At 62.8% G+C, this 11,378-nt stretch carries 10 protein-coding genes; 9 read left to right on the forward strand and 1 reads right to left on the reverse strand.

Going from position 1 to position 11,378, the window contains the following annotated elements; genetic code table 11:
• Positions 1–36 precede the first annotated feature (36 nt).
• A complete protein-coding gene (locus M729_RS0116755) occupies positions 37–837 on the reverse strand; it encodes an SDR family NAD(P)-dependent oxidoreductase (RefSeq protein WP_032808683.1) in 801 nt (266 codons plus the stop codon).
• Positions 838–1,003: 166 nt separating this feature from the next.
• Here M729_RS0116755 and M729_RS0116760 point away from each other — a divergent pair, with 166 nt between their 5' ends.
• From M729_RS0116760 to M729_RS0116800, 9 genes are all read left to right on the forward strand, one after another.
• Positions 1,004–1,864, forward strand: coding sequence for a DeoR/GlpR family DNA-binding transcription regulator (locus M729_RS0116760; RefSeq protein ID WP_027162262.1), 861 nt, complete (start codon positions 1,004–1,006; stop codon positions 1,862–1,864).
• Between the two features lie 39 nt (positions 1,865–1,903).
• The gene (locus tag M729_RS0116765) at positions 1,904–2,704 is read left to right on the forward strand and encodes a BtpA/SgcQ family protein (RefSeq protein WP_027162263.1); all 801 of its coding nucleotides are present in this window, start codon (positions 1,904–1,906) and stop codon (positions 2,702–2,704) included.
• Positions 2,705–2,867: 163 nt separating this feature from the next.
• Positions 2,868–4,388, forward strand: a complete 1,521-nt coding sequence (locus tag M729_RS0116770) for an FGGY-family carbohydrate kinase (RefSeq protein ID WP_027162264.1) — start codon at positions 2,868–2,870, stop codon at positions 4,386–4,388.
• Positions 4,388–5,017 (forward strand): HAD family phosphatase, encoded by a 630-nt coding sequence (locus tag M729_RS0116775; protein WP_027162265.1) that lies wholly within the window; start codon positions 4,388–4,390, stop codon positions 5,015–5,017. The genes M729_RS0116770 and M729_RS0116775 overlap by 1 nt, the downstream gene beginning before the upstream one ends.
• Before the next feature lie 417 nt (positions 5,018–5,434).
• Positions 5,435–6,322, forward strand: a complete 888-nt coding sequence (locus M729_RS0116780) for a sugar phosphate isomerase/epimerase (RefSeq protein ID WP_027162266.1) — start codon at positions 5,435–5,437, stop codon at positions 6,320–6,322.
• 61 nt (positions 6,323–6,383) lie between these two features.
• A complete protein-coding gene (locus tag M729_RS0116785; RefSeq protein ID WP_050596276.1) occupies positions 6,384–7,907 on the forward strand; it encodes a sugar ABC transporter ATP-binding protein in 1,524 nt (507 codons plus the stop codon).
• A 31-nt stretch (positions 7,908–7,938) separates the two neighbouring features.
• Positions 7,939–8,907 carry an ABC transporter permease gene (locus tag M729_RS0116790; protein ID WP_027162268.1) on the forward strand — a complete coding sequence of 323 codons (969 nt, stop codon included), beginning with the start codon at positions 7,939–7,941 and terminating at the stop codon, positions 8,905–8,907.
• A gap of 44 nt (positions 8,908–8,951) precedes the next feature.
• Positions 8,952–9,965 carry a substrate-binding domain-containing protein gene (locus M729_RS0116795; RefSeq protein ID WP_027162269.1) on the forward strand — a complete coding sequence of 338 codons (1,014 nt, stop codon included), beginning with the start codon at positions 8,952–8,954 and terminating at the stop codon, positions 9,963–9,965.
• A 171-nt stretch (positions 9,966–10,136) separates the two neighbouring features.
• Positions 10,137–11,354: an ROK family transcriptional regulator gene (locus M729_RS0116800; protein ID WP_027162270.1), complete on the forward strand. Its 1,218-nt coding sequence runs from the start codon at positions 10,137–10,139 to the stop codon at positions 11,352–11,354.
• The last annotated feature ends 24 nt before the right edge of the window (positions 11,355–11,378 follow it).

An 11,378-nucleotide genomic window follows, 5' to 3' on the forward strand; every position in this document is an offset into this window, starting at 1 on the left:
CCCGCATCAGTATCCGGCTACAGCCGCCGAAAGCCGTCAGGTCATGTAGACGCCGCCGGTCACGTTGACGCCCTGGCCGGTCATGAAGCGGGCTTGATCCGAGCAGAGGAACACGACGACGTCGGCGACATCCTCCGGCAGCTCGAGCCGGCCGAGCGGCGTCTGCGCAATATAGTCGGCGACCACCCGTTCGGGCGTGACTTGCCGCAGATGCGCCTCCCATTCGACTTCGCGCGACTGCATGCCGGTCTTGACGAACCCCGGACAGACGGCATTGACGCGTATCCCCTTGGGCGCGAGCTCGCGGGCAAAGGCCTGCGTCCAGCCGAGCACGGCGAACTTGGATGCCGAATAATGCGCCAGGAGCGGCGCACCGACCTTCGCGGCAAGCGAGGCGGTGTTGACGATGCAACCCGTGCCTCGCTTGACAAAATGCCGTCCAGCGATCTGATTTGCCAGGAATACACCGCGGGCATTGACCGAAAAGTTGAAGTCCCACTCCTCATCGGTCAGATCGAGCGCGTGCTGCATGGTGGACACGCCGGCATTGGCGATCAGGATGTCGCAGCCGCCAAGCGCTTCCAGTACGGTGGCAAAGGCCGCCTCGACGGAATCGCGGCGGCGGACATCGACCGTGACGGCGGCGGCACCGCCACCAATTTCCTCAGCCGCCTGACGTGCCGCCTTGGGATCCAGATCGCCGATCGCCACGGCGACGCCCTGCCGCGTCAGGGCGGTCGCGATCGCCCGGCCGATCCCCGCGCCACCGCCCGTCACGAAGGCTCGCTTGCCCGCGAGTTCGGCAAGCACGGGAGGCGTGACGGAGACAGCCGGCATGGTCGTATTCTCTCTGCTTGATGGCGGAACGCATTTTGTTGATATCGAGATGCATACCAATAAAATCGAACACTGCAAACATATTTTTGTTTGAAAATGTTTGATCATGCGATAGTGTGAAGATCAGCAGACCGCTTCGTCGGCGGCTTACCCACCGGATACATCGATGGCAGACGACACCACCCTTCCTGAGACATCGCCGCATGGCGCACCACGCGACGCCGATCGTCAGCGCCTTCTCGCGCACGACCGGCAGGCACGCATCCTGGCTTTGCTGCGCCGGACGGGGTCGCTCACCGTCGCCGCGGCAGCGGCCGAACTTGCCGTTTCCGACATGACGATCCGCCGCGATCTCGTCGAACTGGAACGCGAGGGTAGGCTGGTCCGAATCCATGGCGGCGCGATCGAGGCCGACAACCCGCCGCTGGTCGCCATGGACAGCGAAGAGCCGAGTTTCGATTCGCGCTTGCGCCAGCGCCGCGACCCGAAGGCCGCGATTGCCACGGCCGCGGCCGCGCTGGTTTCGGGATACCGCACGATCGCTTTGGATGTCGGCACCACCACCTATCTGATGGCCGAGCACCTCAGGGACCTTCCGCACGCCAAGGTGTTCACCAACAGCCTCAGGATCGCGGCGGCGCTGAATGGCGGTGTGCCCGAAGTCTATGTTGCCGGCGGCCGCGTACGGGCCGACGAGATGTCGACCGGCGGGCCTGCGGCCATCGCCCAGTTCGAGGCGCTGTGGTTCGATGTCGCCGTGATCGGCGTCTCCGGTATCACAGCGGACGGCCTCTTCGATTATTCCTTCGATGATACCGATATGAAGCGCGCCTATCTGAGGCGGTCAGGCACCAAGATCGTCCTGTGCGATTCCGCCAAATTCCTGCGCATGTCGCTGGTGCGGATAGCGCCACTGTCGGACATCGACATCCTCATCACCGATGCCGAGCCGCCGGCCAAGATCGTCGCGGCGCTCGCCGCGGCCAAGGTCGACCTGCGCATCGCGCCGCCACTGACGCGCGACTGAGGCGCGCCATTTTCACTTTATCCCCAAGGAGAAGACTCGATGGTATTTGAATTTTTCGGCGACAAGAAGAAGGCTGTCATCTCGATGGCACATATCGGTGCCCTGCCGGGAACGCCCCTCTATGATGCCGATGGCGGCCTCGACAAGCTGATCGATGGCGTACTCTCCGACATCCGCAAGCTGCAGAACGGCGGCGTCGATGCCATCATGTTCGGCAACGAGAACGACCGCCCCTATGTCTTCAAGGCGCCGCCCGAGGGCATTGCCGCCATGACTGCCATCGTCCAGGCGGTGAAGCCCGAGCTGAAAGTGCCGTTTGGCGTCAACTATCTCTGGGATCCGACTGCCAGCGTCGCGATCGGAGCCGCCACCGGAGCCCGTTTCGTGCGCGAGATCTTCACCGGCCTGTTCGCTTCCGATATGGGCTTGTGGGAGCCCGATTGCGCCGCCGCCTCGCGCCTGCGGCACAACCTTGGTCGCGACGACATGAAGCTTCTCTTCAACATCAATGCCGAGTTCGCACACTCGCTCGACCAGCGCCCGATTGAATTGCGTGCCAAGAGCGCGGTGTTCTCGTCGATGGCAGACGCGATCCTCGTCTCCGGTCCGATCACCGGCCAGCCGGCCGACCAGTCCCACCTGCGCAGCGTCTGCGAGACGATCAAGGACGTGCCGGTCTTCGCCAACACCGGCGTGAACATCGACAATGTCCGCGACGTCCTTTCGCTGGCGAGCGGCGTCGTGATCGGGACCCATTTCAAGATGGGTGGCAATACCTGGAACGCCGTCGACGGCGATCGGGTCAAGCGCTTCATGGATGTTGTCGCCACTTTGCGCTGAGGACGGCTTCCACGGCGATGCCGGCCATCGCGCCGGCTCGCGGTGATCATATCGATCGTTGCAGGCCGGCGTCCGGAATGATCGACTGGTATCGAGCAGTGCGACACAACGAGGCAGACAGGTTTCGCCCGCCTGCCCTTCCCAGCATTTCAATGGATTCGACATGGCGTTCGTTCTCGGTCTCGATATCGGCACCACCTCGACGATCGGCATCCTGATCCGGCTTCCCGATCAGGTGCTGGGCCTCGCCTCGCGCCCCGTCACGCTGCATTCCGAGCATGCGGGCTGGGCCGAGGAAGATCCCGCGCAATGGTGGACCAATGTCCGCGACATCGTGCAGGAGTTGCTCAGGACCAGCGGCATCAAGGCCGAGGAAATCGTGGCGGTCGGCACCACCGGCATGCTGCCGGCGGTCGTTCTTCTGAACGAGAAGGGCGAAGTGCTGCGGCCGAGCATCCAGCAGAGCGACGGCCGCTGTGGCGCCGAAGTGGCCGAACTGCGGACCGAATGCGATGAGACGGCTTTCATCGCCAAGGCCGGCAACGGCATCAACCAACAGCTCGTCACCGCAAAGCTGCGCTGGATTGAGCGTCACGAGCCGGAGGTGTTCAGCCGCATCGCCACCGTTTTCGGCTCCTACGATTATATCAACTGGCGCCTCACCGGCGAACGTGCGGTCGAGCAGAACTGGGCGCTGGAGGCCGGCTTCGTCGATGTTTCGACGCACCGGATCGACGATGATCTGGTGGCGCTCGCGCACATACCGCGCTCGGCCGTGCCACGAAAGATCGCCTCGCATGAGATCCTCGGCTCCGTCTCGGCGAAGGCCGCCGATGAGACAGGCCTGATGGCGGGGACACCGGTCGTCGGCGGTGCAGCCGACATGATCGCCTCCGCGCTTGGCGCCGGCGTCGCCAAGCCGGGCGATGTCCTCCTGAAATTCGGCGGCTCGGTCGATATCCTGATCGCTACCGATCAGATCAAGCCCGATCCGCGCATGTATCTCGATTATCACCTGGTGCCGGTCCTGTTCATGCCCAATGGCTGCATGTCGACAGGCGGCTCGGCCCTCAACTGGTTCGTACGCAATTTCGCCGGCGGCGAGATGGCCGCGGCACAGGCCGAGGGTATTTCCGTACACCAGCTGCTCGATGCACTGGCGGCAGAGCGTCCCGCCGGTGCCGACGGCCTCATCATCCTGCCCTATTTCCTTGGCGAGAAGACGCCGATCCATGATCCAGCGGCCCGCGGCGTGATCGACGGCCTGACGCTTTCGCACGATATCGGCCATGTCTGGCGCGCTTTGCTCGAGGCCTATGCCTTTGCCATCGCGCATCATGTCGAGGTGCTCAACGACATGGGCCATCGGACCGAGCGCTATCTCGCCTCCGACGGCGGCTCAAGCAGCAAGGTCTGGATGCAGATTGTCGCGGATGTCTTGCAAAAGCCGGTCCAACGCCTGACCGGGCACCCCGGCTCCTGCATCGGCGCTGCCTGGACGGCGGCGATCGGCACCGGCCTGACCGACGACTGGTCGGGCGTTTCCGGTTTCGTCAGCTTCGCCGACCGGCTCCATCCCGATCCGCGAAAGGCCGACATCTACCGCGACGGTTACCGCCGCTATCGCGATCTCTATACACGCCTATCGGCTCCTGGCGCGACCAAAGCGGGATCGCCATCGTGATGTATCGCGCCGTCGCCTGGGACATCGACGGAACGCTGATCGACAGCGAGCCGTTGCATCATCAATCTCTCCTCGCCGGCTGCCGCAACTGGAACGTCGATCTTGACGACCTGCCCGACCAGGCCTTTCGCGGCATCCATATGGGCGACGTCTGGACAATGCTGCGTCCGCGCCTCCCAGTCGGGCTTGACCAGGCGGAGTGGCTCGCCGCCATCAATGCCCACTACGTCGCCAACCGGGCGGACGCCATCCCGATCCCCGAGGCGGTCGAGACGATCCGGACCCTGGCTGACCGCGGCGTCCCGCAGGTCTGCGTGTCAAATTCCGACCGGCAAGTCGTCAATGCCAATCTCGATGCGCTCGGCGTGCTCGACCATATGAGGCTCACAATCAGCCTCGACGACGTTCCGGTCGGCAAACCCGACCCAACGCCCTATCGCGAGGCCTGCCGGCAGCTCGCCATAGCTCCGGGATCCGTCGTGGCTGTGGAAGACAGCCGCACCGGCACCAAGGCCGCACGGGCCGCCGGTCTGTTCGTGGTTGGCTATCTCCCCAGCGGCGGCCCGCTCAGCGACATCGATCTCAGTGCCAACCGTCTGTCGTCGATCCTGGACCTGTTTCCCGGCTGAGGGTTTTCGCGTCGCCGCGTCCGGGTGCGCGCTTGGGCAAGCCGGAGGATCGGGCGTCCGCCGGCTGGTCCCAAGCGAATGCCTTGGCAGGAACTGACGAACGTTGGACCGGGTTCCGCTCGTTCCGCATTCGCCTTGCGTCTCGCCGAGCGAGCGGTCCATGCCGCTCGGTCTGCGCAAGTGACGGGATATTTGTTGTTAAAAGCTGCATATCCCGTTTCTCGCGTGGGTCCAGAGAAAATTTTCTCGCATCTCCATGACGCCTCTCAACTATTTGTTTTCCAGCATTTTTTTAATCCGGCATGATTGGCTCGCGCCGACCAATGCCAGAATTCCTCTTGCGCCGAAGCTGAATTTTAGGCATTCAGGATCAAGTTTGTATCTTTAGCATGCAAACCTAATTATCGGAGGATCTGAATGCGGCGTCTTGGTATCCATTCATTTGTCTGGACAAACGGCCTGACCCAGGAGGGCCTGGAAACGGCGCTCGCCAAGTCGGCGGATCATGGTTACCGGCTGATCGAGTTCGCTTATCTGCGGCCCGAGAAATTCGACCTCGACCGCCTGGCGAAGCAAGCCAAGGAACTGGACATCGAGATCGTGGTCACGATGGGCCTGTCGGCGGATGCGGACGTCTCGAGCGAGGACAAGGCCGTGGTCACCAAGGGAAAGGCGCTCTTGTCCGACGCGGTCAAGGCGGTCCGCGACATCGGCGGCATCCGATTGGGCGGCATTCTCTATTCGATGCACGGCAAGTATGACGGGCTGCCCACGCGAACCGGCTGGATGAACAGCGCCGACGCCATCGCCGCGACAGCCGAGGTGGCCAAGGATAGCGGCGTGCAGATCGTTCTGGAAGTGGTGAACCGCTTCGAGTCCAACCTCTTGAACACGACCGCGCAAGGCCTGAAGTTCATCAAGGACACCGGCCGCGACGACGTCTTCCTGCATCTCGACACGTTCCACATGAACATCGAAGAGGCGAGCCAGGCCGAAGCGATCCGTCTGGCTGGGGACAAGCTCGGTTATTTCCACTTCAACGAGAACTACCGCGGCTATCTCGGCACCGGTACGATCGATTTCGCGAGCATCTTTTCCGCGCTGGTGGACATTGGCTTCCACAATCGCGACGTCACCTTCGAGAGCTTCTCCAGCGCCATCGTCGATGAAGCCCTGTCGCGTGTGTGCGGCATCTGGCGCGACACCTGGACCGACAACAATCCGCTCGCCGCGCATGCCAGGGCTTTCATCGAAAGCCGTTGGGAAGAAGCCGTGCGCCGGGCCGAGATCAACAAGGCTGCCTGAAGACGAAAGGGCTGCGGGCCGACAAGCGCCCGCGCCATCTCATCCCGAGGAGGACGGGAAGATGACGCAGAACGAAGCTATCACCAACGAGAACGGCGCCACCGCGCCGCTTCTCCTCAGCGCCGAAAATGTCGCGAAGAGCTTTGCAGGCGTTCCCGCCCTGGTCGACGGGCGGATTCGGTTGCGCGCCGGGACGGTCAATGCCTTGTGCGGTGGCAACGGTGCCGGCAAGTCGACCTTCCTCGGCGTGTTGATGGGGATGCTGCGGCGCGACGCCGGATCCGTCACGGTGAAAGGCCGGGAGGTGAATTTCTCCTCCCCCGCCGAGGCGCTCGAGGCGGGTATCGCCATCATCACCCAGGAGCTTAGCCCCTTCCTGGACATGACCGTCGCCGAGAACCTCTATCTCGGCCGCGAACAGCGGCGCGGCCGCTTCTTCGTCGACGACAAGTGCATGCTAAGCGACGCGGAGGCGATCCTGGCGCGGTTGAAATTCAACATCCCCGCTGGTGCGCGGCTGCGCGATCTTTCGATTGCGCAGGCCCAACTCGTCGAGATCACCAAGGCAATCAGCCGCCGCAGCGACATCCTGATCATGGACGAGCCTACCTCGGCCATTGGCGAGCGCGAGGCGCAGATGCTGTTCGACGCGATCCGCACTCTGACCGCGGAGGGCGTAGGCATCATTTATGTCTCGCACCGCCTGACCGAGATCTTCGAGATCGCCGACGATTATACGGTCTTCCGCGACGGCCGTTTCGTAGGCGGCGGATCGATTTCCGAAATCGACCGCAAGGGCCTGATCCGGTCGATCGTCGGCCGCGACCTGTTGGACCATCATCGCGAACCGAAGGATACCGGCCCGCAGAAACCCTTGCTCGAAGCCCGCGGCTTTGCATCGAAGGGAAAGTTCGCCGACATCGACATGACCGTTCATGCGGGAGAGATCGTCGGCATATACGGGCTTCTCGGCTCCGGTCGCAGCGAGTTCGTGAATGCGCTCTACGGAAACGAGCCGCGGGATTCCGGCCAGGTGCTGATCGAGGGCAAGCCTATCGATCTCAAGACGCCCGCCGATTCCATCGGCGCCGGCATTTCGCTGGTCACGGAGGACCGCAAGCGGACGGGCCTGTCGCTGACCGCGTCGGTCGCCCACAACATCACCGTGGCCAACCTGCCGCATTATGCGCGCAAGGGCTTCATGAACGGATCGGCGGAAGCCAGGAGCGTGGTCGAGCACATCAAGCGCTTCTCCATCAAGACGGCGTCGCCGGACCTGCCCGTCCAATCCCTGAGCGGCGGCAACCAGCAGAAGGTTGTCCTTGCGCGCTGTGTCGACACCAACCCCAGGATCCTGATCTGCGACGAGCCGACACGCGGCGTCGACGAAGGCGCCAAGCGCGAGATCTATGCCTTCCTCGGCAATTTCGTGAAGGCGGGAAACGCCGTGCTGATGATCTCGTCCGAGGTGCCCGAAATCCTCGCCAATGCGGATCGCATCGTCGTTTTTCGCCGGGGCCGCATCGCAGGCGAGGTCGCCGGACCCGAGGCCACCCAGGAAACCCTCGTTCATCTGGCTTCCTAGCCAGACGATCCATTTCGTGGAGAAGAATCCAATGGTATCCGCCAGTCAAAGCATGAGCGGCATGAGCCTGGGAAAGTTCATCGCCCGTTATGGCATCGTCATCTCGTTTATCCTGCTGTTCGTCGTGTTGTCGCTGGCGTCGCCGAACTTCCTGTCCACCAACAATCTGCTGAACGTTCTGCGGCAGGTCTCCATGAACGGTGTGCTGGCTGTCGGCATGACCTTCGTGATCCTGACGGCCGGCATCGATCTCTCCATCGGTTCGCTCCTGGCGCTGGCCGGCGCCGTGGCGGCCAGCCTGGTCACCGGCGCGGATGCGTTCAATCCGCTCCTAGCAGTCGCGGCCGGCGTCGCCGTGGGCGCGCTTTGCGGCGCCGTCAATGGCGGGCTGATCGCCTACTTCAAGGTGCCGGCCTTCGTCGCCACGCTCGGAATGCTGAGCGTGGCGCGCGGCGCGACGCTGCTTTACAGCGGCGGCCGCCCGATTCCCAATCTCAGCCTCGAATTCCGCTGGCTCGGACAGGGTCTCGTGCTCGGCATACCGGTACCGGTGATCATTTTCGCCATCGTCTTCGCTGTCGCGGCGATCGTCCTGCGCTATTCCATTTACGGAAGACGGGTCTATGCGGTGGGCGGAAACCCGCGCAGTGCAAAGACGAGCGGCATCAACACCACCGGCATCATCTTTTCGGTTTACGTCATCATGGGCGCGCTGGCCGGTCTCGCGGGTGTCATGCTGACGGCCCGCACCACGTCCGCCCTGCCACAGGCGGGCATCGGCTACGAACTCGATGCCATCGCGGCGGTGGTCATCGGCGGAACAAGCCTCACCGGAGGTATCGGCCGCATCGGCTATACGCTGGTGGGCGTGCTGATCATCGGCATGATCAGCAACGGTCTCGATCTGATGGGGGTGTCCTCATACTACCAGCAGATCATCAAGGGTTCGATCATCGTCCTAGCGGTGCTGATCGACCGCTCTCGAGCCGGGAGAGAGTAACAGGCGCAAGCGGCGCGGCCGCACGCAACATGGAGGAAATGCACATGAAAACGACAAGACGCTTCCTGATGGGAGCAGCGGCCGGCCTTGCCCTTGCAGGCATGGTGTTCGGGGGGAGTTCGGCCGACGCCAAGACGTTGAAGATCGCGGCGATCGTCCAGAGCCTCAACACCGAGTACAATGTTCTGTGGGCCGATGCCGCCAAGGCGCACCCCGCGCTTGCGGACGGTACCGCCACGCTGACAGTTCTCGACGGTCGCCAGGACGTGCTGACGCAGTCGAACCTGTTCGACACAGCCATCACCGAGAAATACGACGCGATCATCTTCATCCCGGTCGACATCGACGCCGGCAATGAACCGATCGAGCGCGCGAAGGCAGCCGGCATCCCGGTGTTCGGCTCCAACACGATGGTTTCCAACACCGCACTCTACGACGCCTACATCAATTCCAACGATGTCGAGGCCGGCGAAATGCTGGCCAAGGCGGTGATCGACAAGGCCGGCCCACAGGCCAAGGTCGTGATCCTGGAAGGGATGCTGGGCCAGTCGGCCCAGGTACAGCGGCTTGAAGGGATCCAGAAGGTGCTGAAGGAAAATCCCGGAGTGACCATCCTGGAGCAGAACACCGCCAACTGGTCACGCGCCGAGGCCATCACGCTGATGGAGAATTTCCTGACCTCGCATGGCGATGCGATCCAGGGCGTCCTGGCCGAAAACGACGAGATGGCCGTCGGCGCCATCGAGGGCATCCGCAACCACGGCCTGGATCCCAAGGCGGTTCCGGTCGCCGGCGTGGACGGCATCAAGGACGCGCTTGAAGCCGTCAAGCGTGGCGAACAGTCGATGTCCATCCTCCAGGATGCCAACGGACAGGCGCAAGGGGCGATCGACCTCGCGCTGCACAAGATCGTCGGCGACAGCTACAAGCCGCGCGCGGCTGTCTGGGACGTAAACGGCGGCAAGCTCGCCTGGAACAACGGCAAGGACCAGCATTACTACGTGCCGTGGCTGGCGGTGACCTCCGAGAATGTCGACAAGGTGCTTGTCGGCAATTGACGCTCCAACAGGAGGATGCCGCTCGCTCGCGGCATTCTCCTTCGCGTCCGGCGCAGCGGGAATTGCTTGCTTCCGACATCAGGCGGTTCATTCTTTTGAGGACTTTGCGTTGCCGGAGGAAAAACAAGCTCGGGTGAAGTATAGGCTGGGAACGAACATGCGGAGTCCGCCATGAACCATGTAACCTTCGCCAGCAGCTCGCCTCGCAGGATCCGCCAGAGCAATTCGGTAGCGACGCTGAACGCGCTCCACCGCTTCGGCCCTTTGAGCCGGGCCGATCTCGCCAGGCATATGGGGGTCAACCGCTCGTCCGCCGGCAATATCGTCCTGGAGTTGGTCGAGGCCGGACTCGTTCGCGAAGTAGCGGAGAACGATGTCGCGAATCCGGCGGGCCAGCCCAGGGCCGGAAGACCGGGTATCCTCGTGGAAATCGTGCCTGAAGCCGTTTTCTTTGCCGGGATAGAGATCGGTGTCGAACATATGACATGCGTCGAGATCGATCTCGCGGGCAAGATCGTTCGCAGCGCCATGACGCGCTTCGAAGGACATGACAGCGATCCGAAGGCCGCGGTCCACATGGCGATCGAACAGGTGTTTCTCGAGATGCGGAAGGATAGCCTGGCGCGATGTCAGGGCATCGGCATTGCGGTGCCCGGACAAATGAACCAGGATGGTTTCATCCACGTCGCACCGATCCTGGGGTGGCGCAATGTCGATCTCACAGGCCTTGCCCGCAGCCTTCTTCCGGCCGAGATCCCGGTATCCGCGGAAAATGACGGCAACGCATTCGGCATCGGCATCACATACAGCCAGCCGGAAGCGGCGAGCGGCGTAACCTTCTTCATGGTCATCGAGAACGGTGTCGGTGGCGGAATTGTGATCGACGGCAAGTTGTTCCGCGGCGGCAATGGCCTGGCCGGAGAAGTCGGCCACCTCAAGACACGGAACCCGACATACCGGAATCTGGAGCAGGCCTTCGGGCGCGACCGCATCCTGTCATCCTATCGCCAGTACAGGCCGGACGCCGACTTGGACTTGTTCCTGCGTGACGTCCGCGATCGTGTTCCTCAAGCGGTGCAGCTCGCCGAAGAATGGGCTGTCTTGTTCGCATTTGCAGTCGTGCAGATCTCGCGGCTGATCGACCCGAACCGCATCGTGCTGGGCGGGTCCGTCGCGGAATTGTATCCATTGGTCGCCGCACGGGTCGACGTGCATATCCGCGAGCTCCAGGCCGAGACCTTTCCTGTCCCCGAGATCGTTTTCAACGAGAGCGCCATCTATGGAGCTGCCTTCGGAGCCGCTTGCATGATGCATCAACGCTTCATGTCGCTCGACAACCAGATGCTCAACAAGGACGCGGTTTCCGGTCCAGACGCCTCGGCGTCGTGAAACCGCAAACGACACCACACCCAG

It is taken from the genome of Mesorhizobium sp. WSM1293 (assembly GCF_000513875.1).
Lineage (GTDB): Bacteria > Pseudomonadota > Alphaproteobacteria > Rhizobiales > Rhizobiaceae > Mesorhizobium > Mesorhizobium ciceri.